Origin of the sequence: Nonomuraea sp. NPDC049624, assembly GCF_040675255.1 — a bacterium.
In the GTDB taxonomy this organism is placed as follows: domain Bacteria; phylum Actinomycetota; class Actinomycetes; order Streptosporangiales; family Streptosporangiaceae; genus Nonomuraea.
On the sequence record NZ_JBFAOR010000001.1, the window covers coordinates 106,462 to 132,543 of the forward strand.

Here is a 26,082-nt window from a genome sequence, read left to right on the forward strand (position 1 = left end):
TGACCAGGTCATTGCCTGCCCTTGCGCCAGTCAAGGCGTGGCGGTGGTGGCCCGAGGTTGGGTGGCGGCTCCTCGCCCTCGTCCTTGGCCTCCAGGGCGAGCACGGCCTCGCGCACCTCCTCCAGGTCGCCGAGCGTGGTCTTGGGGAAGGTGAGGATGGCCGGGTTGGCGTCGGCCAGCCGCACCCGCCTGCCCTCGGCGGTCGCGTCGGTGACGATCACGGACGTCGTGGGGAGCTGCTGGAGCTGGTGCGGCTCGACCAGGAACTCGCGCGAGCGGTGGAGCACGCGCTCGGTCTCGGAGATCTTGTCGGCCGTCCGGCCCCACTCGGTGGACTCGGTGATGTCCTCGACCAGGTCGGCGTGGCCGTCGCCGCGGTCATGGCGGGCGTCGTCCACCTGGGAGATGGTGGAGGTGTAGCCGCCGTCGAGGCCCGGCAGGGCGTCGCTGATCGTCTCGGTGAGCTGGGCCAGCTCCAGCCGGTGCTCGGTGCCGACGTGCTCGCTGGCGACCCGGGCGTCCTCGGCGTTGCCGAGGCGCATGAACGCCACGGCCGCGTGGCCGCGCCCCAGCCGCTCCTTCACGGTGGGGGTCAGGCTCCGGTACGTCAGCACCAGCCCGGTACGCGAGGTCTCGCACGCGTCCATGAGCCGGTCGAGCACGTCGCCGCGGAGCTTGTCGGCGCCCGCCACGATGATCGTGTGGTACCAGGGCCGGTCGGAGGCGGGCGACTGGCGCAGGATGTGGGTGAGCGCGGTGGCCACGTACGTGCCGAGCACCCGGTTGCCGAACACGCCGGCCTGCCGGTCCATGCTCACCACGCGCAGCCGGGCGGGCGGCAGCCGCACCGCCTGGGTGCCGAGCGTCTCCAGCTTGCGCAGCTGCGACTCCAGGGCCCAGGCACGCTCGATCACCACCCGGTCGCTCACGCCGCGGCCGAACAGCGTGCCGATGCGTTCGAGCTGGGTCGCGGTGATCAGGCCGAAGCGCAGGTCGTCCCGCGGGTCGCCGACCTGGGCCAGGGCCCGCAGGGCGGCGGTGACCTGGCTGATGGTGGCGTTCTCGCCGAGCACTTCGAGCACCCGTTCCAGGATGGCGTTGTCGAAGCTGAGGTCGCGGGTGGTGCGGTGCTCCTCGCTCACGCTCACCACGTGGGCCAGCACGTCGGCGAACGCCTCCGGCTTGAGCGTGGCCCCGAGGTCGAGCTTCGGCAGGTCGACCGGCAGCACCCAGACCAGCGGGTCGTCGCCGCCCTTGCGGGCCAGCTCGATCAGGTCTTTGGCGATCGCGCCCTCCGACAGGTCGAGCACGGTCAGGTGGCCGCCGCTGTAGAGCCGGGTGGCGCCGAGCAGGGTGATGAGCGCGGACCAGCCGGGCAGCGTGCCGCCGGCCACGTCGATGCGGTCGATCTCGTCGGGGACGGCGACGGCGTACCAGGTGAGCTGGCGTTCGTGGCGTTCCTTCGACTCCTGCCAGTCGCGGTAGCGCCGGGCGTGCTCCTCCTGGGCGCGGAACAGCTCTTTGTCACGTTCCTGACGTTGCCGGTCGTCCCTGGCCTGCTGTTCGAGCACTCGGTAGCGGACCGCCCGGTCGCCCTGGAGCAGGGCGTAGGTGCAGATGCCGGCCACGCCGCCGGCCGCGACCAGCCCGAGGAGCGCGAACGACCACCCGAGGTAGCCGCTGACCGCGGCCACGAGGATCAGCGCGGACATGGTCAGGCTGATGGCCCGGATGGCGCGTACGGGCCGGTTGAGCATGTCCTCCTGGAGCCGCTCGCGGCGCAGTGCCTCGGCCGCCCGCCGGCCGGACGACTCCGCGTCCGGCGCCGGCTCCTTCTCGGGCGAGGGACGCTTGGGCGGCGGCCCCGGGTCGGGATGCAGCAGGATGTACTGCCACCCCAGGTAGATGCGGTCCGCCTGGAGCTGGGCATGCTCGGGATGCACGTCCGCCACGTGACCCTCCGGCCGCGATATGTCGTTAGTTGCAGGGGCCAGCCCTTTTCCGCTCCGTGACAGCGTATGAGCTTCCACCCCCGTAGCGGCAGGGTTCGCGGCAATTCCCCCCGCCAGAAGGGACCATTGCGGCAGATGGGGCAACCGTGACCTATTACCATCCATACCCATGACGGAACCCTCCGGCGACAGCACGAGGCCGAGACGCCCGGTGGCGGTGCCCATCGTGGCTCTCGTGGCGGTCACGGCCGTCGGCATCACGGCCTTGCTGGGCGGGTTGAACGAGGCCCCCGACAAGGGCCCGGACCTGCTCGGCCAGGGCGCGACGCTCGACCAGGGCCGTTACTCCACGCGCTTCGTCGAGTCGCGGGTCAAGGTCGAGCGGGCCAAGACGCAGTTCGACGAGGACAAGCGGTTCGTGGAGCTGGTCTTCGAGGTCACCAACAAGGGCGACGAGACCTCCAGCGTCGGCCTGCCCCCCGACCCCGCCGAGCCGGACAAGGCGTGGCTCGGCATGTTCTTCGCCGACTCGCTCGTCGCCATCAGCCCCAAGTTCCCGAAGGAGTCGGGGCCCTTCGTCTACGCCCTGGACAAGGGCGACGAGACCCGGCAGCTCCACCCCGGCGTGACCAGCCAGGTGCTCGTCCGGTACCGGCTCGGCGCGACCGAACGTCCTCCGGACAAGATCACGCTCGACGTGGCCACCTTCGAGTACGTCTCCGGTTTCCAGGACGAGCAGCTGCGCTGGAAGATGGTCGCCAAGGAGAAGGACAACAAGTACTACCCCGAGGTGAAGGCCCGCGTGACGCTGCCGGTCAAGGCGGGTGAGGGGGCATGACCGCCACCCAGCCGCGTTCCTCGGCCGTCCCCGAGCGTCCTGAGCGTCCCGGCCGCCGTGCCGGACGCGGGCCGGGCGGCGGCTCCAAGGTGCTCAACGCCTGCGCCGGGCTGCTGCTGGCGGCCGCCGCCGTCGGGCTGCAGACGTTCCACCTTTCCGCCAACGAGGCGAGAGCCAAGGCGACCTACACGGGCGCCAAGGGCGAGGACGTGGACGCCCGGCGGTTCACCGTCCGGCTCGACTCGTTCCTGGCCACCAGGACGATCCAGAACAGCGACCAGACCATCACGACGGACAACCTGTTCCTCGTGGTCAACGCCTCGGCCAAGTCGAGCCTCAAGCCGTACCACCTGGGGCAGCCGCAGCTGCTGACCGCGGACGGCAAGAAGTTCCAGGCCACCGACCGCGTGGCGAGCACTCTGACGCTGGCGAACACGTGGGTGCAGCCCGACATCTGGGTCAGCGGGCGGTTCTTCTTCGAGGTTCCTTCATCGGCGCTGCCGGGGGCGCGGGTGATCTTCGGCTTGCCGGCCGAGATGCTGGAGGAGCCGTTCCAGCCGGAGGTCGAGATCGACCTCGGGCTCGACGAGGAGGCCGCGCGCAAGCTCGCGGCCTCGCCGCAGGCCGTCTACTCCACCGTCAAGAAGTGATCGCACTGTGAGCACGAACGAGCGCGACTGGTTCGCCCCCAGGACCGACCACCACCCCGAGGACCCCGCCCCGGCCCCCTCGGCCTTCCCGCCTCCCCCGCCTCCCCCCGCACCCGCGGACCCGCCGTCACCGCCGTCGCCGCAGCCCGGAGCCGGACCGATGCCGCCTGCGCCGCAGCCCGGAGCCGGATCGATACCGCCGTCGCCGCAGCCTGGGACCGGGCCGATACCGCCGTCGCCGCAGGCGCCGCTGCCCGCCAGGCCCCGACGCCGCCGTACGGGCTCGCCGCGCGACCGCGCCACCCCGCCGCCGGCCCGTCCCACGCCGCCTCCCGGCTACGGCCCCGACCCCTCGGGCCCCGCCCTCGCCGGCCACGCGGCTCCCCCGCCCGGCCCCGCGGGGGCGCCTCCCGGTCACGACGCGCGGCCTCCCGGCCGTGGCGGCGCGCAGCAGCCCGGCCCTGGAACGCCGGGCGGACCGGCCGCACCCGCCGGCGCCGGGATGCCCGGCGGCCCCACGGCTTCCGGCGGCCAGGGGATGCCCGGTGGACCAGGGCGGGGGCGGTTCGTGCATCCGGACCAGCAGGTGTGGCCGCCCGCCCCCCGCGAGTCCTCAGGGCGCAGCACCCAGCCGCTGCCCGCCATCCGGCCCGGCATGGCCGTGCCGTCCCCGCAGCGCTCCCCGGCCGCGGCCGCGGCCGCGGCGCCCCCCGCGCAGCAGCCGCCGGCGAGCCCGCAGGACGCCCGCCCGCCCAGGCGCGGCCGGGTGATCCTGGTCGCCGTGGGCGCCGCCGTGGCGTCCATCGTCGCGATGGGCCTCAACACCTACGACGGCTACCGCTTCTACGACACGACCATCACCGACGGCGTCAAGGTCAACGAGGTCGCCGTCGCCCCCGGCCAGTCGGGCAAGGTCCACCACATCGAGTGGAAGGCGGCCCTGAAGGCCGTCCAGGCCCCCGAGGGCAGCAAGCACGGCCCCGAGGTCACCTGGCTGAAGGTGGACATCACCCAGAAGCTCCTCGACGAGTCCAGCGCCACCATGACCGCCCCGCCGGACCGGGCCAAGCTGGAGGACCGCTCCGGCCGGACCTGGACGGTGGAGTTCACTCCGGGCGACCGCCCGACGGACCGGCTGGAGCTGGGCAAGGAGTACAAGTTCGAGGGCATGGCCATCGTGCCGACGCCGGTCGCGAACGAAGTCGAGCTCTCCTTCAGGGTCAGCGACTACCGCTCCGACACCCCGACGGCGGACTTCTTCAAGCGGGAGAAGGTCGGCAAAGCGGAGGTGGACGCGCTGCGGTTCACACGTCGGTGAGCGGCTCGCCCTTGAGCCGGGCCCGCGTGGCGGCCAGGTCGTACGTGGCCGCCAGCAGCGCCATGGTGAGCACGGTCACGACCAGCCCGCTCACGAACGCCAGGGGCCCCTGCTTGTACGCCCACACCCAGTCGGCCTGCGCGCCGACGAGCGTCACCACGGCGCGCTCGGCGTACTCGGCGCCCACGGTCAGGGCGACGTAGCTCAGGCACATCATGCCGAACAGCGGCGCGCCGCCCTTGGCGATCATCCGCAGGGAGTTGGCCAGCGGCAGCCAGCGGTCCCGGAAGCCGCCGGTGAGCTGGTCGAACGTCCTCTTGGTGAGGTCGTGGCTGTCCTCCAGCCGATCCACGCCCCGTTCGAGCCGGGTGCCCTTGACCAGGCTGCGGGTCTCGTCGGAGTAGGCGCCGAACACCAGCATCGCCACGGTCAGCCAGGCCAGCGGGACGGCGACGCCGCCGATGAAGAACGGCCAGAAGTCGCTCACCGCGTCCGTGACCGTCTTCCACAGCGGCACGCTCTTCTCCGCCTGCTCCAGCAGGTCGTTGGTGCCGGCGACCACGCTGCGGTGCTCCACCCACTCCGAGCGCAGCCCGGCGATGGCGACGGTGGCGTTCAGGCCGTAGAAGACGAAGGCGAATTCGGAGAAGGCGGCGCCGAAGCCGTACAGCTTGCCCTTGCCCTGCTCCACGAGCTTGGCGAACAGCCACTTCAGGCCGAACAGCACGACCATCGCGCCCAGCGAGACCCGCCAGTCGAGGTCGGTGAGGCCCTTGCCGACGGGGGTCTCCTCGCCGAACCAGGCCGCCGACTGCATGTCGTAGAAGTGGTGGTTCAGGTCCATGCGCTGCAGGGCGCGGGCGTCCTCCACGTGCCAGCCCCACGACAGGTAGAGCACGGCGAAGGCGGGGGCCACCCGGTCCAGCACCCGGAAGAAGCGCTCGTCCTCGACGCCCTCCTCCCTCCTCGCGCGCATCTCCCACAGCGCGCCGCGCAGGGTGTAGAGCATGCCCGTGGTGACCGTCATCGCCGCGAGGACGATCAGGGTCAGGAAGGTGACCGTGCCCACCAGCCGGAGCTGTCGCAGGTCGCCGTAGGCGAGTTCGGTGGCGGCGTACAGCAGGACGAAGCGCACGACCTGGCCCGCCGCGTACCAGAGGATCAGCGGCAGCGCGCATTTCCCCGCGAGGCGCAGCGCGTGCAGGGGCAGCGAGTACGGCGACGGCATCCGCTGAGCCGGCGTAGGCCCAGGTCGGGGCGGCGCCATCACACCTGTCGATCCGGACATCTGCTGAATCGTAGCGGTCCGTCCCTTACGCCGCAGCCGCAACCCGTGGACAGCCTGTGGCCAGGGTGTTTCCAGGCCACTCCTGAGCAGTGGCGAAGGCGGGAAACGACGATTCGGTCCCCGGGAGGCGGTCACACCGGACGAGCCGTGCGGCACGATGGCGTTATGGACCCGCTGCCCGCCTTCGACCAGGACCCCGCCGTCGTCGGCGACCGGCTGCGACGGCTGCGCCAGGCGCGCGGAGTCTCGCTGTCCGAGCTCGCCAAGCGGGCGGGCATCGGGAAGGCCACGCTGTCCGGCGTCGAGACCGGCACCCGCAACCCCACGCTGGAGACGCTCTGGGCGATCACCGCGCAGCTCGGCGTGCCCATCGGGGCGATACTCGACTCGCCGCCCGAGCCGCGGACCATGCGCGGCACCGCCATCGAGGCCGACCTGCTGGAGGTCTTCGAGGACGACAGCGTCACCTACGAGCTCTACCGCGTCCGCGTGCCCCCGGGCGTCACGCAGACCTCGCCCGCCCACCACAAGGGGGTGAGCGAGCACGTCACGGTCTTCACCGGCACGCTCAGCGCCGGCCCGATCCACGAGCCGCTCACGGCCGGGCCGGGCGACCACATCTCCTGGCTCGCCGACGTCCCCCACGGCTACCGCGCGCACGGCCCCGACGTCGTGCGCGCCACCCTCCTGATGCGTTACCCGGCCAAGCCGCCCGCCTGAGCCGGCCGGCAGGTGCGGCACGGCCGGTAGCCGGCCGCCCTGGCCTGGGCGACGCTGCGGAAGCCGTGCCGGTGCGCGGGGGTGATCCGGCGGGCGTTGTGGCAGGTCGGGAAGCACACCACGCCGGTGGTGTCGCTGGCCAGGTAGAACACCCGCTCCCCGGCGAGGGCGCGCACCCGGTCCAGGTCGACGCCCTCGGCCAGCAGCAGCCGTTCCTTGGCCACCCGGCCGAACACGTAGTCGCCGGTCACGCCGTCGGACCTGACGACCCGGTGGCACGGCACGAGCAGCGGCACCGGGTTGGCGCCGAGCGCCGTCCCCACCGCGCGTACGGCCCGCGGACGCCCGATCTGCTCGGCCACCCACGAGTACGGCCTGACCTCGCCCCTCGGGATCGTCCTGACCGCGTCGAGCACGTCACGCTGGAAGCCGCTGACGCCGCGCAGGTCCAGCGGCACCTTGCCGAGACGGCCGGTGCGCAGCGCGGGCACCAGCCCCGCGGGCGGCCGGTCGGCGGCCAGCAGCGGCCGGCCGAAGCGTTTCCTGAACGAGGCGGCGAAGTCGTCGCCGGTGTGCACGTACGCCACGCCCTGGTCGGTGAAGGCCACCCGCAGCTCGCCGATCGGCGCGGGCACGCTCACCCAGCGGGCGGCGATCCGGTCGAGCAGTCCGGCGGGCGCGTCGGTGGCCAGCGCGGCCAGCCCGGCCAGCAGTGAATCGTCGTTCATCGGGCACCTCCCAGTTCGCGCAGCCGCCGCAGCCCTCGCGACACGTGCGACTTGACCGTGCCCTGCGGAATCCTGAGCACGGTGGCGATCTCGCTGACCGGCAGGTCGACGACGTGCCTGAGCACCACGGCGGCCCGCTGTTCGTCGGGCAGCAGGCCGAGCAGCTCCGACAGCTCGTCGCCGGTCTCCCTGCGGACCGCCGCCTCCTCGACGTCCTGGGCGGGGTCGGGCTCGTCGACGGGCTCGTCACGCAGGTCGGGTGGCGGTTTGCGGGATTTCGCCCTGGCGCAGTTGCGCCAGATGTTCATGAGGATCGTCATCAGCCAGGCCCGCGGCTGCAGCGCGGCCAGGCGGTCGGGCTCGTAGCCCGCCAGTGCCCGGTACGCCCGCAGGAACGCCTCGGCGGTGAGGTCCTCGGCGTCGGCCCAGCGCCCGCTCAGCCGCAGCGCGGTCGAGAAGACCAGGCCGCGGTGGGCGGCGTACAGCTCGGCGAAGCCCTCGTCGAGGTCGTCGAGGAGCGCCTTGCGCACCGGGTCGAGACAGTCGGTTCCACTCACGCCCTCTACAACACCGCAGCGCCGGGTTTCGTTGCGCTCGCCCGGAACGGGAACGGGGCCCGTGTCCGGTGTGGACACGGGCCCCGTCTCGGCGCTGTCTGGGCTCAGACGGCGACCGCGAGCTGGGAGACCTCACCCAGCCTGGCCTCCACCTGAACGTCGCGGGTGACGCCGCCGCCGGCGATGATGCGGACGGTCCAGTCGCCGGGCGCGGCGAAGAAGCGGAAGACGCCGTCGTCGGAGACGACGACCTCACCGGTGAACTCGCCGGAGTGGTCGAGCAGCCGCGCGTAGGCGGTGGTGGCGCCCGTCACCACGCCCTGGATGACGGCCTGGTTGGACAGATCGATCCCGGCCGGCAGCGCGATGGTCTGCTCCGGCGCTCCGCAACCCTGTGCAGCGGTCATCAGCGGGCCTCCCCCAGCTCGATCGGCACGCCCACGAGCGAGCCGTATTCCGTCCACGAACCGTCGTAGTTCTTCACGTTGCCCTGGTCGAGGAGCTCGTGCAGCACGAACCAGGTGTGCGCCGAGCGCTCGCCGATGCGGCAGTAGGCGATGGTGTCCTTGCCGAAGTCGACGCCGGCCTCGCCGTAGAGGGCGCGCAGCGCGTCGTCGGACTTGAAGGTGCCGTCGTCGTTCGCGGCCTTGGACCACGGGATGTTGCGGGCGGTGGGCACGTGGCCGCCGCGCTGCGCCTGCTCCTGCGGGAGGTGGGCCGGGGCGAGCAGCTTGCCGGTGAACTCGTCGGGCGAGCGCACGTCGACCAGGTTGAGCTTGCCGATCGCGGCGACCACGTCGTCGCGGAAGGCGCGGATCGCGGTGTCCTGCTCCTGGGCGACGTACTGGGTCTTGGCGCGCTCGGGCACGTCGCGGACCAGCTCGCGGGAGTCGAGCTCCCACTTCTTGCGCCCGCCGTCGAGCAGCTTGACGTCCTGGTGGCCGTAGAGCTTGAAGTACCAGTAGGCGTAGGCGGCGAACCAGTTGTTGTTGCCGCCGTAGAGCACGACGGTGTCATCGTTGGAAATGCCGCGGTCCGACAGCAGAGCCTCGAAACCGGTCTTGTCCACGAAGTCGCGGCGGACCGGGTCCTGCAGGTCCTGCCGCCAGTCGACCTTCACGGCGCCACGGATGTGGCCCTTGTCGTAGGCGCTGACGTCTTCGTCGACCTCGACGAGTACGACGTTGGGCGTGTCGAGGTTGGCCTCGACCCAGTCGGCGTCCACCAGGGCGGCGGAGCGGCTCATTGGGAAACCTCCATTTTGGCGGCGGGCAGTAGACGGCGAATGAGCAGGTACGTTTCGCAGCCGAGGCAGAATCCGAAGGCTGCGTTGAGGAAGGCGGCGAGGAGAGCCGCGGCCGTGGCCCCGAGGGCCAGCGGTGTGATCCCGGCGGCGAACCCGGCCAGCCCCGCGACCGCGAAGAGCAGCCCCACCCCCTGCGCGAACCGCGGCGGGCGGGCGTCTTCGGTCTCCTTCGGCGCGCTCCTGACGAGCGCCTTGAAGAGCATCGTGTACGGCGAGCGGCGCGCGACTCCCAGCGCGAAGACCACCGCCTGGACGGCGAGCAGCCACGCGCTCCCCGTCACGAGGACGAGAGCGAGGACCAAGGTGGTGACGGCCGCGCCGAAGCGCAGCGCTCTGGGATCAGCACGCATCGCAGGATGCTCCTGAAGGGGTCGATTGGGGCGGACCAGATGTCCGCGGTGACCGTCCTCAGGCAGCGCGACAGAGCGCGGTGGCCACGCGGCAGAAATCAACCGCGCGCCGCTTCGTGAGCAGCTCTGTCGACGGGTTCATAGCGACGACCCTACTCGTCGTCTCGCCATCTGTCACATCTCGTCCGAGTTCTGAGACAGTTCGTGAGACGGCCGTGACTCCCCGGAGGGGATCGCGGCTGCCAGCGCGGCCAGCACGTCAGCCTTCCGTGGCTGGCCAGAGGCCTTTTTGACCACATTGCCTGACGGATCCAGCACAAACACAGTGGGCGTGCGCATGACGTCGAATCGCCTTACCAGATCGAGCCGGGACTCGGCGTCGATCTCCACGTGCGCCACCCCAGGCACGAGCGCGCTCACGTCGGCCAGCACCCGCCTGGTCGCCCGGCAGGGCTGGCAGAACGCGGTCGAGAACTGCACCAGCGTGGCCCGCTCGCCCATCGCGGCGCCCAGCATGTCCGCGGTCAGCCGTTCCCCGGCCGCCGCGCGCACCCGTCCGTCGCGGCGCAGACGAACCACCCCGATCACCGTGCCGAGCGCCAGCGTCGCCAGCGCGATCCACAGACCCGTCACCTCAGGGCCAACCACGGGCGGCCGCGATTACTTCCTGGCCGGGCCGGCGACGTTCACCAGGACGCGTCCCCGCCGGTCGACGACCTCGAAGCGGTCGATGCGCCGCATGGGCACCGGCGTCGCCATCTGGAAGACGGTCTCCTCCCGGTAGCTCGCGCGGCTGACGGTCCAGCTCCCGGCGACCTCGCGCCGCCCCCTGTCGTCGTAGACGGCCAGGCTGCAGGCGGTGCCGACCGGCACGTTCCGCACGGTCACCAGCAGCTCGGTGCGCCCGTCGCCGGGCAGGGCGTAGACCGTGGCGTAGTAGTCCCTCGCCCGGTTCTCGCCCTTGAACGCCCGGCCGTCGCCGGTGGTGCTCAGGGCCGTGGTGGGCATCGCGCTCGGCGACGGGACGGCCTTCCTGAGCTGGGCGTCGGGCGCGGCGTCGCTGGCGACGAAGCCCTCGGTCTCCGGCGACTTCGCGGCCGCGGAGGACTGGGGGGCGGCCGCGGGCGCGGCCGCGGTCTGCTGCGTGACGTCCTGCCGGGTGACGCTCCAGACCGTGCCGCCGACGGCGATCACCGCGACGGAGGCGGCCACGGCCAGCATGACCCGGCCGCGCCGGTGGCGCCTGGCGCGGGCGTTGAGCAGCCGGTCGAGCACCTGGCGCGGCGGGCTGGCCACCAGCTCGACGTCGCGCTCGGACACCTTGCCGAGGAAGGCGGCGACGCCTTCGAGTTCGAGCAGCTCGGCGCCGCAGCTCTCGCAGGTGGCCAGGTGGTTGTCGATCTCCAGCGCCTCGTCGGGTTCGAGCGCGCCCAAGGCGTGCGCGCCCATGGCGATGCGCACTTCTTCGCAGGTCATCACGGCGCCAGCCCCCGCTCTTCGAGCGCCAGCTTGAGCGCGCGCAGCGCGTAGTAGGTGCGCGACTTGACCGTGCCCGGCGGTATGCCCAGCGTCGCCGACGCCTCCTTCACCGATCGCCCCCGGTAGTAGACCTCCAGCAGCACCTCGCGGTGCTCGGGCCGCAGCGCGGCCAGCGCCTCGGCCACGGCCCACGACTCGACCGCCCGTTCCAGCTCGTCGTCGGCAGGCAGCACCGCGAGGGCCTCGTCGCCGGTCTCCTGCGGCCTGGCCTTCTTGGCGCGGTGCTGGTCGACCACGAGGTTACGCGCCACCGTGAACAGCCAGGCCCGGATGGGACGGCCGGAGAGCGCGTCGGGGTGCCGCCAGGCCCGCAGCAGCGTCTCCTGCACCACGTCCTCCGCACGTCCGGAATCACCGGTGAGTCGCAGCACGTACCCGTAGAGTGGCCCGGCGTGCTCGTCGAAGAGGGTGCGTACGAGCTCCTCGTCCGCGGTGCCTGCTGCGCTCACGCCCTCATCACGTACGGGGGGCCGCAGCGGTTCAGGCTCATCCACGGATCGGCACGTCAGACGCTTCGGCCGAGAACTCCAATCCGTCGGCCACGTTCTTGACCCCGGTGATCTTCACGTCGAAGGGCAGGCCGCCCTTGAACGGGATCGTGTAGGTGACGAAGCGGGCGAGCTGGTCGGGCACGCCCTGGATCTTCTCCGCCTGGAGCCTGATGGCGCCGTCGGCCACGTCGACCCGCATCTCGGCGGTGAACTGCACCTTCTGCACCCCCACCGTCACCTCTCCCGACGCCACGAGCCGCCGCCCGTTGCCGCTGATCTTGATGCCCCGGGGCGCGTACTTGTCGATCGTGGCCCGGGTGAGCACGCCGCTCACGGTGACCCGCCCAGCCCGGACGTCGGCACGGTTCTGCAGCACGTCGGACAGCGGGGCGGTCACGTCGTAGGCGACGCCGCGCAGGTTCTTCACCGGCACGCCTCCGTAGGTGAGGGTGCCGAGATCGAACCGTACCTCGGGATAGTGCCCCGAGACGGCCTGAGTGAGAAACGGGATGCCCTCGATCGTCACCTTGGGGGTGCCGCTGAGGTCGGTGGCGGCGGCGATCCGGTTGGACAGGTCACGCTCCACCCCGGCGACGGCGACGCGGTCGACCACGACGAAGAGGACGACCAGCACGATCAGAAAGATGATCAGCTTGCGCATGGGGCTCCCTGTCGTCGGCGGGGGTGTCGAGCCTATCGATCCGGCGGTCTCCTTCCCCGCCGGAGCCGTCGATCACCCGCCGGCGAAGGGCGGCAGCACCTCCACCGTGACGCCCTCGCCGAGCACCACCGTGTCGTGGGCGCGCCGGCCCACGGGGGCGCCGTCCACGAGGAACGACGAACGGCCGACCACCCGGGCGAGCTCGGCCCTGTTCTGTGTGATTTTGGTCATCAGTTCCTCAAGAGTCGCCGCCTCGAACGACTCTTCCGCGACTCCGGCGGCCTCCTTGGCCGCCGCCCAATAACGTACTTTTCCTGTGGCCACGCGTTGCCTCACAATCGCCTTCGCTCTATTGTGCGACGCCCTTAACACGCCTGTTTCAAAGGGCCCGCTGTTCATCTGGTGGACGCGCAATGGACGCGACTAAGCCGTGGGATATCCTCGCGTACAGGACCTGGGCGACGTCGCCTCCGGGTCCTTGTGTGTTAGAGGAGGCCGTGATGAGCAACCTGCTGCTGCTGACCAACGCCCTCGAGCCGTCCTCCGAGGTGCTGCCGGCGCTGGGGTTGCTGCTCCACTCCGTCCGTGTCTCGCCGGCCGAGGCGTCGGTGCTCATCGACACGCCGCCCGCCGACGCCGTCGTCGTCGACGCGCGTAAGGAGCTCGTGCAGGCCAAGAGCCTGTGCCGGTTGATCCGCACCACGGGCATCGACTGCCCGCTGCTGGTGGTGGTGACCGAGGGCGGCCTGGCCGCGATGACCGCCGAGTGGGGGGTCGACGACGTGCTGCTGGAGACCGCCGGGCCCGCCGAGGTGGAGGCGCGGCTGCGCATGGCGACCGGGCGCAGGTCGCAGGCCGCCGCCGAGGACGTCCCCGACGAGATCCGCAGCGGCGACCTGTCGATCGACGAGGCCACCTACACCGCGCGGCTGCGCGGGAACGTGCTCGACCTGACGTTCAAGGAGTTCGAGCTGCTGAAGTACCTGGCCCAGCATCCCGGCCGGGTCTTCACCCGCGCCCAGCTCCTGCAGGAGGTCTGGGGCTACGACTACTTCGGCGGCACTCGGACGGTCGACGTGCACGTCCGGCGGCTGCGCGCCAAGCTGGGCACCGAGAACGAGTCGCTGATCGGGACCGTCCGCAACGTCGGCTACCGGTTCGTGCCCGATCGCAGCGATTCGGCGCACGTGTGATCCGTTGACCCGTGTTCGCCTGATGTGACACTTTGTCGTTGGGACTGTTTCCAACCTGTCATGTCGAGGACACCGCCGTCCCCAAGATTGGTGGTGGTGGCGGCGTGGGTCTGTTCAGGTCACTCGTGGACGAGGGCGCGAGCCTTCGCCTCTTCCGCCGCGGCGAGCTGATCTGCTCGCCGGTCCGGCCGGTCAACCGCGTCCACCTGATCGACCACGGGTACGCCCGCGAGCACGTCCCCGGCGGCGACCGGGAGGTCGTGCACGACCTGCGCGGCCCCGGCGACCTGGTGGGCGAGCTGGCCTTCTGGAGCCCCGGCGAGCGCGTCAAGGTGGACGCCCTGACCGAGGTCCGGGCCTGGCCCATCGACCTGCGGCGGTTACGCGAGCACGCCTCGGCGGGCCCGGCAGTGGCGACCGCGCTCGTCCAGGAGCTGTTCGCCAGGAACCTGGCGGCCCGCAGGCACGAGGCGCTGGCCCGGGCCCCGGTCGCCGCCCGTCTGGCCGTGTGGCTGCTGCACCTGGACGAGCGGTACGAGCTGGCCTCCCCCACCGCGCCCCCGCTGTCCATGGAGACGCTGGCCGATCTCGTGGGCAGCGCGCCCGACGTCGTGCAGCGGCAGCTCACGCAGTGGGTCAGGCGCGGCTGGCTGGTGCGGCCGGGGTACCGGAGGCTGCGGATCGCCGACCCGGTGGCGCTGCGCGAGGCCGCGGGGGCCTGGGAGCACCTGTCCGAGCCGTGGCGCGGCCGGGTGACGCCGTTCCTCACGCGGCCGGGCGCGCAGGCCGGGCCGCTGCCGGTCGGCGAGCTGCCGAAGCCGCGCCAGCTGCCCGCCGACGTGTCCGACTTCACCGGCCGCCAGCAGAGCCTCGACCTGCTCACGGCCTGGCTGGACCGGCCGCGGCGGACGAACACCATGGTCGTGCAGGGCCTGACCGGCGTGGGCAAGACCGCGCTGGTGACGCACTGGGGCCACCTGCACGCCGATCGGTTCCCCGACGGCCAGATCATGATCGACCTGCGCGGCCACTCGCCGACCCAGCCGCCCATGAGCTCGGCCGAGGCGCTCGGGCAGATCCTGCGCTCGCTCGGCGTCGGCGAGCACATGCCGGCCTCCGACGAGGCCGAGCTGATGCTGCTCTACCGCAGCAGGATCGCCGGGCGCAGGCTGCTGCTCGTCCTGGACAACGCGGCCGACCCGGCCCAGGTGCGGGCGCTGCTGCCGGGCGGCAAGGACTGCGTGGTGCTGGTGACCAGCAGGACGCGGATGGCGCCGCTGCGCGCCACCGGGCACGCCGACCTCATGGACCTGTCGGTGCTCGACCCGGGCAACGCGGTGGCGCTGCTGGTGTCGGTGCTCGGCGAGGGCTCGCCGCGGGCCGCCGACCGGGACGCGCTGGCCGAGCTGGCCCGGGTGTGCTCGTACCATCCGTACGCGTTGCGGATCTCGGCGGCCAAGCTGGCCGAGGATCCGGGGCTGAGTGTGCGGGCGCGGGCGGCGGAGCTGCGTACGCCGGACCGGCCGCTGGCCGGGGACCCGGAGGAGGCGTTCAGGTCGGCGCTGGACCTGGCGTACGAGTCGCTGAGCCCCGCCCAGCGGCGGGCCTTCCGGCACGTCGGGCTGCTTCCCGGACGGGACTTCGCGCCGGAGGTGCTGGCGGCGGCGCTGGGCGTGCCGGTGGGCGAGGCGGTCGCGGCGGTCGAGGGGCTGCACCGGGCGTACCTGGTCGAGCCGCTGCCCGGGTCGCGGTACCGGGTGCACGACCTGGTCAAGTGGCAGGCCAGGGAACTCGGCCGGCACGCCGAGGCGGGGGTGCGCGAGGCCAGGGTGCGGCTGCTCGACCACTACCTGGCGGTCGCGACGGGGCCGGACACGCCGCGCGAGTGGTTCGAGGCCGAGCGGCGGTCGCTGGTCTCGGCGGTGCGGCTGGCCGAGGAGAGCGGCGCGTACGGGATGGCCTGGCAGCTCGCCGAGGCGGTGTTCGAGCCGTTCAGAAGGCTGCGGTACTACGAGAACAACCTGGAGGTGCAGCAGGCCGGGCTGACCTCGGCCATCCAGGTGGGCAACCGGCGGGCCGTCGCGCTCATGCGCAGCCATCTCGGCTCGATCCACCGCGACATCGGGCCGTCCACGCTGGCGGCCAGATTCATCGGCGAGGCGCTGGCCGACTTCACCTCGCTGGGCGACCGCGCGGGGCTGGCCCGCGCGCTCAACGACCTGGCCGAGGTGCACGGCATCGCGGGCAACAGGGACGCGGCGCTGCGCCGCGCGGGCGAGGCGCTGGAGGTGTACCAGGAGATCGGCGACCTGGCCGGCGTGGCGACGTGCCTGCACACGCTCGCCCTGCTGCACCTGTCGCGGGAACGGCACGACCTGGCGCTGCGGTTCGCCGGCCAGGCGCTGCGCGTGCGGGAGGAGCTGGGCGACCGCAGGGGCACCGCGCAGAGCCTGATCGTCTCGGCCCGGGTCCGGCAGAGCCTGGGCGAACCGGACGCGGCGCTGTCGGAGGGCCTGGAGGCGTTGTCGATCTGCCACGAGCTGGGCGACGAGCACGCCGAGGCCGAGACGCTGCTCTGCCTGGCCGAGATCTACGACCGGCTCCGGCTGCAGCAGGACGCCCGCCGCGACGCCGAACGCGCCCTGGCCGGGTACACGGCCACCGGCGACCAACACGGCTGCGGACGGGCGTTGTGCGCCCTGGGCCGCATCGCGCGCAACGGCTCGCGCTACGACGAGGCGCTGGCCTGCTACGAGCAGGCGCTGGCGGTGCAGGTCGAGCTCCACCACGAGCAGGGCAAGGCCGAGACGCTCGGCGACATCGGGCTGGTGCACTGGCGGCTGTCGGACTACCTGCGCGCCGACGACTACCTGAACCAGGCGCTCGGGATCAGCCGGGTGATCCGCGACGAGCCCGTCGAGGCCCGCATGCTCAACCGGCTGGCCCGGGTGCGCCGCCGCCAGGGCCAGCCGCAGGTGGCCTTCGTGTACGCGCTGGAGGCCCTGGACCTGGTCCAGGGGCTGGGCAACCGGCGGGCCGAGGCCGACGTGCAGGAGACGCTGGCGTACACGTACCTGTCGCTGGGGTGGCACGAGCAGGCGCTGCGGGCAGCGCGGGCCTCGCTGGCGCTCAGGGAGGAGACGGGCGACAACAGGGCCAGCGCGCTGCTGTCGATCGCGCAGGCCCTGCACACGGGCGGCGAGCCCGCGGCGGCCCTGGAGTACGCCAGGCAGACCGCCGAGCTGCAGAACGAGACCGGCACCAGGGACCGGTGGGGGGCGGCGCTCACGACGCTGGCCATGGTGCTGCTCGACCTGGACCGGGCCGAGGAGGCGCTGGTGCACGCCAAGCAGGCCAGGGACGTGCACCTGGAGTGCGGGACGCGGCGCGACCTGGGGTGCGCGCTGAGGGCGCTCGGCCTGATCACCGCCAGGCTCGGGGACCGCGCGGCGGCGGTGGCCCATCTGGCCGAGGCGGTGCGCACGCTGGACGAGGTGGGGGACGTCTTCGAGGGCCGGCGGGCGGCGCAGGAGCTGCGGGAGCTCTCCTGAAAAGCCGCTAAAAGTCGGGAAATCTCGGAAGTGAGGTCGCAGATCTTCTCCGCGCCTTCTCGTTAGCTGGTGCCACCAGCGACGACACGGAGGTGATCCGGATGCTCAAGCACCACATGCGCCGAGACCTGCAGTCACTCAAGCGACAGGCGCGCAGGGATCGGCGGGTCACGCTCGGCCTGCTGGCCGGGGTGCTGGCGGCCTGGACCCGTCAGCTCTCGCCGGGTGACCCGCCGGCCGGGCCGGGGGTGCTGGTCGCCCTCTCGGTCGGGCTGCTCACCGCGTCGGGGGCGGCCTGGCTGATGGCGGCCTACTTCGCGGCACGGGCGGTCAGGCCGCGGTCCGAACCGGTGGAGGTGCTGGTCTGGGTGGCGCGGGTGAGCAGGAGCAAGGAGTGGGCGTTCTGCTCGCTGGCCGCGTACGTGGCCTGGCACCTGCTCCAGTTCGTCACCGCGCTGCTCCTGGCCTGAACGGGGGCACGGCGGCGGACGACCTCGGCGAGGGTGTCGTCGGCCCGGTCGGGCCGGCGTCAGGGGAAGGCGGGGGTCAGTGGCGGGGGCAGGGGCGGGGTCAGGGGAAGGCGGACTGGTGGGGGCCGGTGTCGGGGTCGAACTCGTGGCGGATCCTGGCGCAGTCGTCGAGCAGGGCGCCGTACAGGGGCCACAGGGGGCCCTTGGGCGGGGAGCCGGCCAGCTCGGCGGCCAGGTGGCGCTGCTGGTGCTCGCCCTCGCGCAGGGCCGCGCACAGGTTCGCCATGTCCCTGGACGCGGCCTTGCCCACCTGGATCAGGCCGAAGTCACGGAAGATGCGCGACAGCGCGCGCAGCTCGCCGGCCAGGGGTTCGGGCAGGTCGGCGGCCTTCTCGCCGGGCAGGCCGCGGGCGCCGGCGATCAGGTCCACCAGCCCGCGCGCGATGCTCCTGAGCTGGTGCCCGGCGTGGTCGAGGCAGGTCGCGGCCTCGGCCGACTGGCGCAGGCGCCGGTCGTAGCGGCGCCGCCGGCGGAAGGTCAGGCGCAGGGATTCGGCCGCCTGGTCGGCGGTGTCCTTGGTCTCCTCCAGGCGCTGGGACAGCTCGCGGGCGCGGTCGAGCCAGTCGCGGGCCATGTCCTCGGTCCAGTGGCCGCTCAGCCCGTCGGCCATGTCCTGGGCCAGGTCGGCCAGCTCGGCCGACATGTCGCACAACTGCCTGGCGGCGTGCTCGACGAAGCGCGGCGGCAGGATGAGCAGGTTCGCCGCGATGCCGATGGCCGCGCCGAGCAGGACGTCGGCCAGGCGCGCGAAGCCGTACGTGCGGCCGAGCGAGAGCACCAGCAGGGCGGTGATCGGGATCTGCACGTTCTGGGCCGGCAGGTTGAGCAGCCGGGTCAGCACGAGCCCGGCCGCCACCAGCACGCCCAGCGTCAGCGCGTTGACGCCCATCAGCCAGATCAGCCCCGACGCCGCCGCCACCCCCACCACGACCGCCCCGACCTGCTGGAACCCGCGTACGACCGTGCTGTAGGCGGTCGCCGAGACCGTGAGCAGCACCCCGATCGGCACCAGCACGGGCAGCGGCACCTTCAGCGCGAACGTGGCGAGCCACCACCCGAACACGCAGGCCAGCGTCACCTTGACCGTCTGGGCGAACGCCTCCCGTTCGGCCCTCAGCCACTCCCGGAACCCCTGGGCGCGCAGGCGCGCGAGCCCGGCCGCCGCGCCCGAGACGATCCGCCCGAGCGGCGCGCCGGCGCTCTGCTGCTTGCGCCCCGGCTCTTTGTTCATACTCCCAGGTCAATGCCCATTCGAGCGGTGGATAGAGGTCGCCGTGCCTGGGTAGCGGCAAGGTTGTGGCGCAGCGGGGCAGCGCGCCCGTCGGAGGTGAAGCATGACCGGCGACCTGGTCGTCCCTGACGCCGCCCGGGGGGTGGTGGTGTTCGCGCACGGCAGCGGCAGCGGCCGGCTCAGCCCGCGCAACCGTTACGTGGCCGAGGTGCTGAACAGGGCCGGCCTGGCGACGTTGCTGTTCGACCTGCTCACGCCCGAGGAGGAGGCCGACCGGGCCAACGTGTTCGACATCGGGCTGCTGGCCGGGCGGCTGCTGGAGCGTACGGAGGAGCTGCGCGGGCACGAGGAGGCGGCGGGGCTGCCGATCGGCTACTTCGGCGCGAGCACGGGCGCGGCGGCGGCCCTGTGGGCGGCGGCCGAGCCGGACAACCGGATCGCGGCGATCGTCTCCCGCGGCGGGCGGCCGGACCTGGCCGGGAAGCGGCTGGCCGCGGTACGCGCGCCCACGCTGCTCATCGTCGGCGGCCGGGACCCGATCGTGATCGACCTGAACGAGGAGGCGCAGCGGCATCTGAGCGCCGAGCACCGCCTGACCGTCGTGCCCGGCGCCACCCACCTGTTCGAGGAGCCGGGCGCGCTGGAGAGCGTCGCCGAACACGCCCGCGACTGGTTCACCACGTACTTCAGCGCGCCGTGATCGGTGCGGCCTTCAACGGCCTCTGATCGGGCCGCTCTCAACGGCCCGTGATCGGTGCGGCGCCCTTCGCCTCGGCGAGCAGGCGCGCGTAGACCTCGGGGTCGGTGGTCTCGCAGCCCAGGCGGTGGCCGGTCAGCTCGCCGTGGTCGTCGCTCGACCCGGTCACTTCGAGGCCGAGCCCGGCGGCGAGGCGGCGCAGGCGGGCGCGGGCCTCGTCGTCGTGGTCGAGGTGGTCGGCCTCCACGCCGAAGAGCCCGGCCGCGGCCAGCTCGGCGATCCACTCGTCGGGCACCGCCTCGCCACGCCGGACCGCCTTCGGATGGGCCAGCACGGGCACCCCGCCGGCCGACCGCACAAGGCGGACCGCGCGTACGGGGTCGAGGGCGTAGCGGGTGACGTGCGCGCGGCCGCCCGCGCCGATCCACTCGGGCGTGAACGCCTCCTCCGGCGCGGCCACGGCCCCCGCGGCGACCATGGCGCGGGCGATGTGCGGCCGTCCGACCGGGCTGTCGCCGGCCACCGCGGACACCTGCTCCCAGGTGATCGGCACGCCCAGCTCGACCAGCCGCTCGACGGTCAGCCTGCCGCGTTCCTCGCGGGCCCGGCGGATGCGTTCGCACTCGGCCAGCAGCTCGGGGTCGGCGGGGTCGAAGAGGTAGGCGAGCAGGTGGATGCTCTGCCCGGCCCGCCGGCACGACAGCTCCATGCCCGGCACCAGCGTCAGGCCCTCGGGCAGCGCCTCGGCGGCCGCCCGGTGGCCGGCGACGGTGTCGTGGTCGGTCAGCGCGAGCACGTCGAGGCCGCGCTCGCGGGCGCGGCGCACCACGTCGGCCGGCGGCTGCGTGCCGTCGGAGGCGGTGCTGTGGCTGTGCAGGTCGATGCGCATCGCTCGATGGTAGGCGGTCACACCTGCACGGTCGCGAGGATGCGGCCGTCCAGGGTCTCGATGGTGAAGTGGTTGAGGTCGTCCTGGGTGAGGCTGGTGCCGCCGTGCAGCAGCAGGGGGTCGGGGGCGCCCGGGACGCCGTACCCCTTGTCGGGCACGCCCCAGCTCGCCACGGTCTCCGAGCGGCCGTCGTCGCCGAAGGCCACCAGCCGGCACTTCAGCGGCCCCTTGACGCCCTTGAGCTCCAGCGCCACGTGGGTGCCCCAGCCCTTGTCCTCGACGCCCACCACCCCGGACACGCCGGTCGCGGGGTCGTTGACCGGGTAGGTGCGGCCGGTCATGAGCAGGGCGCGGGCGGGGCTGTGCACGCTGTCGGGGTCGGGGCCCGAGGTCGCCGCGTTGACGGCGAGGAAGACGCCGGTCGCGACGAGGAAGCACGCGGCGGCCGACATGAGCCCCCGGTGGAGGGCACGGCGGCGGCGCTCCACGGCGGCCCGGCGCACCAGCAGCGACTCGACCGGCGACTCCAGCTCCGACTCGACCGGCCCGGCGCGCAGGTCGTCGGGGTCGACGTCGCGCATCAGCTCCCCCATGGCCGCGAACGCGCCGACCTCGCCGGCGCAGCTCGGGCAGCCGTGCAGGTGGCGTTCGAAGGCGTTGCGCTCGTCGTCGTCCAGCAGGCCCAGCGCGTACGCCGCCACGTCCTCGTGGTGCACTTCGTTCACGGGAGCCCCACCCCCCTTTCCTCCAATGCGACGCGTAACGCCCGCATCGCGTAGTACACGCGGGACTTCACCGTGCCCACGGGCACGCCGATCGTCTCCGCGGCCTCCTGCAGCGTACGATCGCGCAGGAAGGTCTCCGTGAGCACCTGGCGGTGCGCCGGCGACAACGAGAGCATGGCGTCGGTCACCACGATCTCGCGCAGCAGGCGGTCGTCCTCGGCGGCCACGGCGTTCGCCCGTTCCGGGACCTCCTCCACGGTGTCGAGGGGACGCGTGCCGGCCCGGCGCCGGTCGTCGATCACGACCCGGCGGGCCACGGTGGCCAGCCAGGGCATCAACGAGCCGTTGTCGGTCCGCAGGTCCCCGAGGTTGCGCCAGGCGCGTACCAGCGTCTCCTGGACGACGTCCTCCGCCCAGCGCCGGTCGCCGCCCGTCAGCCGCACGGCGAAGGCCATCAGCGGGGACCCGTATTCGCGGTACAGGGCCCGCACCATGGCCTCGTCGGTCACACGATGATTCACGCGGCGACTCCTCGCGCTGCGTACATCATGAAATGTCGCCCGGATAACTACTGATATTGAATTATTGCCCTAGCACGGGCGAGGAACAAGATACGGGATTTGCATCAATCGCCCCACCTGTTCATTCAACGATAAAAGCTGATCATTCACCCGATGACGCCCGCCCGTGCCGCCCCGCCGCTCGCGACCGCGCCTCCGGACGTGCTTCCGTACGTGCCTCCGGACGTGCTTCCGTACGTGCCTCCGGACGCGCCGGCTCGTGCGGGCCGGCCCATGCCTCGGCCTCGCGCAGCAGGTCGCGCACCGAGGCGTGCCGGGCCGAGGCCGCGTGCCCGAGCAGGACGCGTACCAGCTCGATGGCCGTCGGCCGGGCGGCCGGGTCCGGCCGGCGGCACCGGTCGACCAGGCCTCGCAGCACGGGCGGCAACCGATCGAGGCCCGCGCCGCCCCTAACGTGCCCGGCGTGCCCGGCCGCGGCGAAGACGATCACGTCGGCCCACTCGCGCACGTCGGCCGGCGGGAGGTCGCTGCTCCTCGGGCCGGGCGCGAACGACGCCTCGCCGAGCGGCCCGACCAGCACGTTGTGCGGCCCGAGCCGCAGCCCCGCGATCCCGGTCAGATGCAGCCTGGCCATGGTGGCGGCCGTGCCCAGCGCGAGCCGGTGCAACGCCTCCCCCTCGTACGGCCCCGCCGCCGCGACCACGTCGGCCAGCGGCTCGCCCATCCCCAGGTAGTCGCGCGGCCGCAGGGCCAGCCCGCCACCCCATCCCTGACTGTCCATCGCCGTCCTCCGGCTCGGTGCTCGTCGTCAGGGTGTACGCCGTCCCGCGCGGCCCGGGTTCAACGGCTCCCATGCGGAAAACTCATGGAACGGCCGTGAAGAACTCGTAGCTGTGGCCGTTCGGGTCGCGCACGTAGACGCCCCTGCCGCCGCCCAGGTCGTTGGTCCGCCGGTCCCAGCCGTTCCAGGGGCCCGAGCCGTACTCGACGTCCGGGTCGGCGGCGAGCCGGGCCAGGAGCGCGTCGAAGGCGTCGTCGTCCAGCAGGAAGGCGTAGTGGCCGGGCACGTCCTGGTCCTGGAGGCGGTGCGCAGCTCCCCCGGCGAGGCGGACGTCGCCACCGTGGCCCACCAGCTCGGCCTCGACCACTCGGGCGCCAGCCGCATGGTCAGGGACGCCGTCGCCGCCGGCCATCTCGTCCGCGAGACCAGCGAGCACGACCGCCGCCGGGCCGCGCTGCGGGTCACCGGCAGCGGCGAGGCCCTGCTGGCCGCCGCCCGGCAATGGCAGCGGCACGTCTTCGACGACCTGACCGCGTCCTGGGACGAGCCGGACCGGCGGCGGTTCGGCGCCTACCTCGGCCGCCTGGCCGACGACGTGGGCGCCTGACATTTCGGTCCCGGATTTAGAGCGGATTTAGATGAGATCAGCTCATGTTCGGTCTTGCCGGGACCCTTCCGGCGGTGGATGCTTGCGGCGACCCCGGTACCGCAGCCTGGGAGGTGGTCCCGTGTTCCACCGTCTCATCCGCCGGGCGGCCGCAGCCGTCCTTCTCCTGACCGGCGCGCTGGTCGCGCCGTCCGTCCCGACCGCCGCCGCGCACGCCGCCGCCGCCGTGAGCGGCTTCGTGGACGGCCACAGCCACCTGTTCTCCTACGAGACGTTCGGCGGCATGCTCATGTGCGGCAAGCCGTTCGACCCCGACGGCATCGAGCACGCGCTGACCGACTGCCCCGACCACTACCCGAACGGCGAGCTGGCCTGGTACGAGAACTTCACCAGGACCGGCAAGCCCACCGGCACCCACGACCCGGTGGGCTGGCCCACCTTCCGCGACTGGCCGGCCCACGACTCGCTGACCCACCAGCAGGCGTACTACACCTGGGTCGAGCGCGCCTGGCGCGGCGGGCTCCGGGTGCTGGTCAACGACCTGGTGGCCAACCGGCAGCTGTGCGCGATCTACCCGCTGAAGAAGTACTCCTGCGACGAGATGACGTCCATCCGCCTGCAGGCCCAGCGGGCCCGCGAGCTGCAGGACCACATCGACGCCGAGTCGGGCGGCCCCGGACGCGGCTGGTTCCGCCTCGTGAACGACCCCGCGGAGGCCAGGAGCGTGGCCGCGGCCGGCAAGCTGGCCGTCGTCCTCGGGATCGAGACGTCGGAGCCGTTCGGCTGCCGGCAGATCCTCGGCATCCCGCAGTGCACGAAGTCCCAGATCGACCGGGGCCTGGACGAGATGTACGCGCTCGGCGTGCGCAGCATGTTCGTCTGCCACAAGTACGACAACGCGCTGTGCGGCGTGCGCTTCGACTCCGGCACCCAGGGCGCGATCGTCAACGTCGGCAACCTGCTGTCCACCGGCTCGTTCTGGCAGGCCCGCACCTGCACCGGCCCCGAGCACGACAACACCATCGACCCGGCCGGCGTGCTGCCCGACCAGATCGCGCGGCTGCTGCCACCGGGCGTCTCGCTGCCGCTGTATCCGCCGGCGCCCCACTGCAACACCCGGGGGCTGACCTCGCTCGGCACGTACATGGTCCAGGGGCTGATCCGGCGCGGCATGATGGTGGAGATCGACCACATGAGCGTGAAGGCCGCGGCCCAGACGCTCGGCCTGCTGGAGGCGGCCCGCTACCCCGGCGTGATCTCCTCCCACAGCTGGGCCGACCCGGGCTTCTTCGGCCGCATCTACGCCCTCGGCGGCATGATCACCCAGTACGGCCACAACTCCCCGGACTTCGTCGCGGAGTGGCGGCGCACCGCGCCGCTGCGGCAGCAGTACAACGTGCCCGGATACGGCTACGGCCTGGACGTCAACGGCATGGGCCGCCTGCCCGCCCCGCGCGCGGGCAACGCCGCGAACCCGGTGACGTACCCGTTCACGTCCTTCGACGGGAGCGTGCGCCTCGACCGCCAGCGCACCGGGCAGCGGGTCTGGGACGTCAACGTCGACGGCGTGGCCAACTACGGCCTGGTCCCCGACTGGATCGAGGACATGCGCCTGCTCGCCGGTCAGGACATCGTCCGTGACCTGGCGGGCGGCGCGGAATCGTACCTGCGGACCTGGGAGGCGACCGCCGCGCGGCGACTGCCGTGAGGCGGGCGTCCCCGTCGTTCACGCGACCGGCTGGACGGACCGCGAGGTCCGCCGGCCGGTGGCGAGGTTGAGCAGCAGCGAGCCAGCGGTCAGCGCCACGCCGAACCACACGACGCTGGTGACGCCGACGTTGTCGGCGAACAGCCCGCCGAAGAGCGCGCCGAGCGCGATGGAGGTGTTGTACGCCATCGTGTTGAGCGACATGGCCGCCTCGAAGGTCTCCGGCGCGGCGGCGAGCGTCATGTTGACCTGGGCGAGCTGCACCACCCCGAACGACAGCCCCCAGACGACCAGCGCCACGATCGCCCCCGTGGCGCTGCCGCCGATCGCGAGCAGCAGCAGCATGGCCGCCACCAGCCCCGCGGCGCCGACGACGAAGCTGCCCCGCAGGCTGCGGCTCACGGTGTGCCCGGCGACGAAGTTGCCGATCGCGCCGGCGACCCCGAACACCATCAGCACCCCGGTCACCAGCAGCGGCGAGGCGCCCGCGTTGGCCTCCAGGAAGGGCCGGACGAAGGTGTAGGCCCCGAAGTGGCCGAGCACGAACAGCACCACCGTGAACAGCACCATGCGCAGCGGCACGTTCCGCAGCGGGAGCCCGAACACCTCGCGCACCGAGACGGCGTTCGCCGACGGCAGCGACGGGATCGCGAAGGCGACCGCCAGGAACACCAGCCCGCTCAGCCCGCTCCAGATGAGGAACGTGGTGCGCCAGTCGGTGAGGCTCTCCAGGAAGGTGCCGAGCGGGATGCCGACCACGGTGGCGATCGAGATGCCGGACATCACGATGGCGGCGGCCCGGTTGGCGTGCCGTTCCTCGACCAGCCGCATCGCCATGCTCACGCCGATGGCCCAGAACACGCCGCTGGCGAAGCCCAGCAGGAGCCGCGTCGTCAGGATCACGCCGTAGTTCGGCGCGATGCCGGTCACCAGGTTGCCCAGGGCCAGCACCGCCAGCAGGACCGACAACAACACCCGCCGGTTGACCCGCCGCGACCAGGCCACGATGAACGGCACGCCCAGCCCGGCCGACACGCCCTGCAACGTCACCATCAACCCGGCCGCGCCCACGGAGATGCCCAGATCCTCGCTGAGCGGGGTCAGCAGTCCCACCGGCATCAACTCGGTCGTGAGGAAGACGAAAAGGCTGGCCGTGATCGCGGCGACCCCCGCCCACGCCCGGAAGGCGGAGCGCGTCGCCTGCGGAGAAAGAGTTTGCGTCATGCGACCAGCCTGCCGACACTCCATCGA

The 26,082-nt window shown here is 72.5% G+C and carries 30 protein-coding genes; 10 read left to right on the top strand and 20 right to left on the bottom strand.

The genetic code is table 11. The annotated features are described in order from the left end of the window. Positions 1–8: 8 nt before the first annotated feature. Entirely contained in the window at positions 9–1,952 is a 1,944-nt protein-coding gene (locus tag AB0J76_RS00620; protein ID WP_364388308.1) for a hypothetical protein, read from the bottom strand. A 169-nt stretch (positions 1,953–2,121) separates the two neighbouring features. Between AB0J76_RS00620 and AB0J76_RS00625 the strand changes: the two genes are divergently transcribed. From AB0J76_RS00625 to AB0J76_RS00635, 3 genes are all read left to right on the top strand, one after another. Then, positions 2,122–2,790, top strand: a complete 669-nt coding sequence (locus AB0J76_RS00625; RefSeq protein WP_352319755.1) for a hypothetical protein — start codon at positions 2,122–2,124, stop codon at positions 2,788–2,790. Next, positions 2,787–3,440 (top strand): hypothetical protein, encoded by a 654-nt coding sequence (locus tag AB0J76_RS00630; RefSeq protein ID WP_352319757.1) that lies wholly within the window; start codon positions 2,787–2,789, stop codon positions 3,438–3,440. Before AB0J76_RS00625 ends, AB0J76_RS00630 begins: the two co-directional genes overlap by 4 nt. 568 nt (positions 3,441–4,008) lie before the next feature. Then, positions 4,009–4,758: a hypothetical protein gene (locus AB0J76_RS00635; RefSeq protein WP_352319759.1), complete on the top strand. Its 750-nt coding sequence runs from the start codon at positions 4,009–4,011 to the stop codon at positions 4,756–4,758. Here the strand turns inward: AB0J76_RS00635 and AB0J76_RS00640 are convergent. Further along, positions 4,745–5,986 carry a hypothetical protein gene (locus AB0J76_RS00640; protein WP_352319761.1) on the bottom strand — a complete coding sequence of 414 codons (1,242 nt, stop codon included), beginning with the start codon at positions 5,984–5,986 and terminating at the stop codon, positions 4,745–4,747. The two genes, AB0J76_RS00635 and AB0J76_RS00640, sit on opposite strands and share 14 nt — an antisense overlap. 225 nt (positions 5,987–6,211) lie before the next feature. Between AB0J76_RS00640 and AB0J76_RS00645 the strand changes: the two genes are divergently transcribed. Further along, a complete protein-coding gene (locus tag AB0J76_RS00645; protein WP_352319763.1) occupies positions 6,212–6,766 on the top strand; it encodes an XRE family transcriptional regulator in 555 nt (184 codons plus the stop codon). Here AB0J76_RS00645 and AB0J76_RS00650 read toward each other — a convergent pair. From AB0J76_RS00650 to AB0J76_RS00700, 11 genes are all read right to left on the bottom strand, one after another. Then, positions 6,742–7,494 (bottom strand): methylated-DNA--[protein]-cysteine S-methyltransferase, encoded by a 753-nt coding sequence (locus AB0J76_RS00650; RefSeq protein WP_352319765.1) that lies wholly within the window; start codon positions 7,492–7,494, stop codon positions 6,742–6,744. The genes AB0J76_RS00645 and AB0J76_RS00650 overlap by 25 nt on opposite strands. Beyond that, entirely contained in the window at positions 7,491–8,051 is a 561-nt protein-coding gene (locus AB0J76_RS00655) for a sigma-70 family RNA polymerase sigma factor (RefSeq protein WP_352319767.1), read from the bottom strand. Before AB0J76_RS00655 ends, AB0J76_RS00650 begins: the two co-directional genes overlap by 4 nt. A gap of 104 nt (positions 8,052–8,155) precedes the next feature. Next, positions 8,156–8,458: a DUF1416 domain-containing protein gene (locus AB0J76_RS00660; protein WP_352319769.1), complete on the bottom strand. Its 303-nt coding sequence runs from the start codon at positions 8,456–8,458 to the stop codon at positions 8,156–8,158. After that, a complete protein-coding gene (locus AB0J76_RS00665; RefSeq protein ID WP_352319771.1) occupies positions 8,458–9,297 on the bottom strand; it encodes a sulfurtransferase in 840 nt (279 codons plus the stop codon). Before AB0J76_RS00665 ends, AB0J76_RS00660 begins: the two co-directional genes overlap by 1 nt. Next, complete coding sequence (locus AB0J76_RS00670) at positions 9,294–9,707, bottom strand: DUF4395 domain-containing protein (RefSeq protein ID WP_352319773.1); 414 nt, start codon at positions 9,705–9,707, stop codon at positions 9,294–9,296. The genes AB0J76_RS00665 and AB0J76_RS00670 overlap by 4 nt, the downstream gene beginning before the upstream one ends. Positions 9,708–9,765: 58 nt before the next feature. Continuing rightward, entirely contained in the window at positions 9,766–9,849 is an 84-nt protein-coding gene (locus AB0J76_RS00675) for a putative leader peptide (RefSeq protein WP_350668905.1), read from the bottom strand. 32 nt (positions 9,850–9,881) lie between these two features. Next, on the bottom strand, positions 9,882–10,223 hold the full coding sequence (locus AB0J76_RS00680) for a thioredoxin family protein (protein ID WP_352319846.1): 342 nt from the start codon (positions 10,221–10,223) through the stop codon (positions 9,882–9,884). A gap of 144 nt (positions 10,224–10,367) precedes the next feature. Further along, positions 10,368–11,183 (bottom strand): zf-HC2 domain-containing protein, encoded by an 816-nt coding sequence (locus AB0J76_RS00685; RefSeq protein WP_352319774.1) that lies wholly within the window; start codon positions 11,181–11,183, stop codon positions 10,368–10,370. Beyond that, positions 11,183–11,695 carry a sigma-70 family RNA polymerase sigma factor gene (locus AB0J76_RS00690; protein ID WP_125643242.1) on the bottom strand — a complete coding sequence of 171 codons (513 nt, stop codon included), beginning with the start codon at positions 11,693–11,695 and terminating at the stop codon, positions 11,183–11,185. Before AB0J76_RS00690 ends, AB0J76_RS00685 begins: the two co-directional genes overlap by 1 nt. A gap of 37 nt (positions 11,696–11,732) precedes the next feature. Further along, a complete protein-coding gene (locus tag AB0J76_RS00695) occupies positions 11,733–12,398 on the bottom strand; it encodes a DUF2993 domain-containing protein (RefSeq protein WP_352319776.1) in 666 nt (221 codons plus the stop codon). Positions 12,399–12,470: 72 nt separating this feature from the next. Next, positions 12,471–12,722: a MoaD/ThiS family protein gene (locus tag AB0J76_RS00700; protein WP_352319778.1), complete on the bottom strand. Its 252-nt coding sequence runs from the start codon at positions 12,720–12,722 to the stop codon at positions 12,471–12,473. Positions 12,723–12,898: 176 nt separating this feature from the next. Here AB0J76_RS00700 and AB0J76_RS00705 point away from each other — a divergent pair, with 176 nt between their 5' ends. The 3 genes from AB0J76_RS00705 to AB0J76_RS00715 all read left to right on the top strand — a co-directional run bounded on the left by AB0J76_RS00705 (position 12,899) and on the right by AB0J76_RS00715 (position 17,612). Beyond that, positions 12,899–13,591, top strand: a complete 693-nt coding sequence (locus AB0J76_RS00705; protein WP_352319780.1) for a response regulator transcription factor — start codon at positions 12,899–12,901, stop codon at positions 13,589–13,591. 104 nt (positions 13,592–13,695) lie between these two features. Next, positions 13,696–17,142, top strand: a complete 3,447-nt coding sequence (locus tag AB0J76_RS00710; RefSeq protein ID WP_352319782.1) for a tetratricopeptide repeat protein — start codon at positions 13,696–13,698, stop codon at positions 17,140–17,142. Between the two features lie 101 nt (positions 17,143–17,243). Continuing rightward, a complete protein-coding gene (locus AB0J76_RS00715) occupies positions 17,244–17,612 on the top strand; it encodes a hypothetical protein (protein WP_352319784.1) in 369 nt (122 codons plus the stop codon). A gap of 100 nt (positions 17,613–17,712) precedes the next feature. Here the strand turns inward: AB0J76_RS00715 and AB0J76_RS00720 are convergent, their stop codons facing one another. Further along, complete coding sequence (locus AB0J76_RS00720; protein ID WP_352319786.1) at positions 17,713–18,903, bottom strand: aromatic acid exporter family protein; 1,191 nt, start codon at positions 18,901–18,903, stop codon at positions 17,713–17,715. 103 nt (positions 18,904–19,006) lie between these two features. Here AB0J76_RS00720 and AB0J76_RS00725 point away from each other — a divergent pair, with 103 nt between their 5' ends. Continuing rightward, positions 19,007–19,603 carry an alpha/beta family hydrolase gene (locus AB0J76_RS00725; protein WP_352319787.1) on the top strand — a complete coding sequence of 199 codons (597 nt, stop codon included), beginning with the start codon at positions 19,007–19,009 and terminating at the stop codon, positions 19,601–19,603. A 37-nt stretch (positions 19,604–19,640) separates the two neighbouring features. Here AB0J76_RS00725 and AB0J76_RS00730 read toward each other — a convergent pair whose 3' ends face one another. The 5 genes from AB0J76_RS00730 to AB0J76_RS00750 form a co-directional block, all read right to left on the bottom strand. Beyond that, positions 19,641–20,489: a PHP domain-containing protein gene (locus AB0J76_RS00730; RefSeq protein WP_352319789.1), complete on the bottom strand. Its 849-nt coding sequence runs from the start codon at positions 20,487–20,489 to the stop codon at positions 19,641–19,643. A 17-nt stretch (positions 20,490–20,506) separates the two neighbouring features. Next, a complete protein-coding gene (locus AB0J76_RS00735) occupies positions 20,507–21,214 on the bottom strand; it encodes a zf-HC2 domain-containing protein (protein WP_352319791.1) in 708 nt (235 codons plus the stop codon). Next, on the bottom strand, positions 21,211–21,705 hold the full coding sequence (locus AB0J76_RS00740; protein ID WP_352319848.1) for a sigma-70 family RNA polymerase sigma factor: 495 nt from the start codon (positions 21,703–21,705) through the stop codon (positions 21,211–21,213). The genes AB0J76_RS00735 and AB0J76_RS00740 overlap by 4 nt, the downstream gene beginning before the upstream one ends. Positions 21,706–21,877: 172 nt before the next feature. Then, the gene (locus AB0J76_RS00745; RefSeq protein WP_352319793.1) at positions 21,878–22,516 is read right to left on the bottom strand and encodes a hypothetical protein; all 639 of its coding nucleotides are present in this window, start codon (positions 22,514–22,516) and stop codon (positions 21,878–21,880) included. A gap of 82 nt (positions 22,517–22,598) precedes the next feature. Next, complete coding sequence (locus AB0J76_RS00750) at positions 22,599–22,802, bottom strand: hypothetical protein (protein WP_352319795.1); 204 nt, start codon at positions 22,800–22,802, stop codon at positions 22,599–22,601. Between AB0J76_RS00750 and AB0J76_RS00755 the strand changes: the two genes are divergently transcribed. Both AB0J76_RS00755 and AB0J76_RS00760 read left to right on the top strand, forming a co-directional pair. After that, on the top strand, positions 22,791–23,123 hold the full coding sequence (locus AB0J76_RS00755; RefSeq protein WP_352319797.1) for a MarR family winged helix-turn-helix transcriptional regulator: 333 nt from the start codon (positions 22,791–22,793) through the stop codon (positions 23,121–23,123). The two genes, AB0J76_RS00750 and AB0J76_RS00755, sit on opposite strands and share 12 nt — an antisense overlap. 121 nt (positions 23,124–23,244) lie before the next feature. Continuing rightward, positions 23,245–24,831, top strand: a complete 1,587-nt coding sequence (locus AB0J76_RS00760) for a Coagulation factor 5/8 type domain-containing protein (protein ID WP_352319799.1) — start codon at positions 23,245–23,247, stop codon at positions 24,829–24,831. Between the two features lie 18 nt (positions 24,832–24,849). On the opposite strand, the gene AB0J76_RS00765 is transcribed toward AB0J76_RS00760, so the two are convergent. Further along, entirely contained in the window at positions 24,850–26,055 is a 1,206-nt protein-coding gene (locus AB0J76_RS00765; RefSeq protein WP_352319801.1) for an MFS transporter, read from the bottom strand. Positions 26,056–26,082: the final 27 nt, after the last annotated feature.

Coding starts and splice junctions, on each gene's coding strand:
- AB0J76_RS00665 (WP_352319771.1), bottom strand. CDS start 9,297: ATGAGCCGCTCCGCCGCCCTGGTGGACGCCGACTGGGTCGAGGCCAAC.
- AB0J76_RS00705 (WP_352319780.1), top strand. CDS start 12,899: ATGAGCAACCTGCTGCTGCTGACCAACGCCCTCGAGCCGTCCTCCGAG.
- AB0J76_RS00630 (WP_352319757.1), top strand. CDS start 2,787: ATGACCGCCACCCAGCCGCGTTCCTCGGCCGTCCCCGAGCGTCCTGAG.
- AB0J76_RS00695 (WP_352319776.1), bottom strand. CDS start 12,398: ATGCGCAAGCTGATCATCTTTCTGATCGTGCTGGTCGTCCTCTTCGTC.
- AB0J76_RS00675 (WP_350668905.1), bottom strand. CDS start 9,849: ATGAACCCGTCGACAGAGCTGCTCACGAAGCGGCGCGCGGTTGATTTC.
- AB0J76_RS00650 (WP_352319765.1), bottom strand. CDS start 7,494: ATGAACGACGATTCACTGCTGGCCGGGCTGGCCGCGCTGGCCACCGAC.
- AB0J76_RS00645 (WP_352319763.1), top strand. CDS start 6,212: ATGGACCCGCTGCCCGCCTTCGACCAGGACCCCGCCGTCGTCGGCGAC.
- AB0J76_RS00660 (WP_352319769.1), bottom strand. CDS start 8,458: ATGACCGCTGCACAGGGTTGCGGAGCGCCGGAGCAGACCATCGCGCTG.
- AB0J76_RS00715 (WP_352319784.1), top strand. CDS start 17,244: ATGCTCAAGCACCACATGCGCCGAGACCTGCAGTCACTCAAGCGACAG.
- AB0J76_RS00685 (WP_352319774.1), bottom strand. CDS start 11,183: ATGACCTGCGAAGAAGTGCGCATCGCCATGGGCGCGCACGCCTTGGGC.
- AB0J76_RS00625 (WP_352319755.1), top strand. CDS start 2,122: ATGACGGAACCCTCCGGCGACAGCACGAGGCCGAGACGCCCGGTGGCG.
- AB0J76_RS00680 (WP_352319846.1), bottom strand. CDS start 10,223: ATGCTGGGCGCCGCGATGGGCGAGCGGGCCACGCTGGTGCAGTTCTCG.
- AB0J76_RS00730 (WP_352319789.1), bottom strand. CDS start 20,489: ATGCGCATCGACCTGCACAGCCACAGCACCGCCTCCGACGGCACGCAG.
- AB0J76_RS00720 (WP_352319786.1), bottom strand. CDS start 18,903: ATGAACAAAGAGCCGGGGCGCAAGCAGCAGAGCGCCGGCGCGCCGCTC.
- AB0J76_RS00765 (WP_352319801.1), bottom strand. CDS start 26,055: ATGACGCAAACTCTTTCTCCGCAGGCGACGCGCTCCGCCTTCCGGGCG.
- AB0J76_RS00670 (WP_352319773.1), bottom strand. CDS start 9,707: ATGCGTGCTGATCCCAGAGCGCTGCGCTTCGGCGCGGCCGTCACCACC.
- AB0J76_RS00725 (WP_352319787.1), top strand. CDS start 19,007: ATGACCGGCGACCTGGTCGTCCCTGACGCCGCCCGGGGGGTGGTGGTG.
- AB0J76_RS00640 (WP_352319761.1), bottom strand. CDS start 5,986: ATGCCGTCGCCGTACTCGCTGCCCCTGCACGCGCTGCGCCTCGCGGGG.
- AB0J76_RS00745 (WP_352319793.1), bottom strand. CDS start 22,516: ATGGACAGTCAGGGATGGGGTGGCGGGCTGGCCCTGCGGCCGCGCGAC.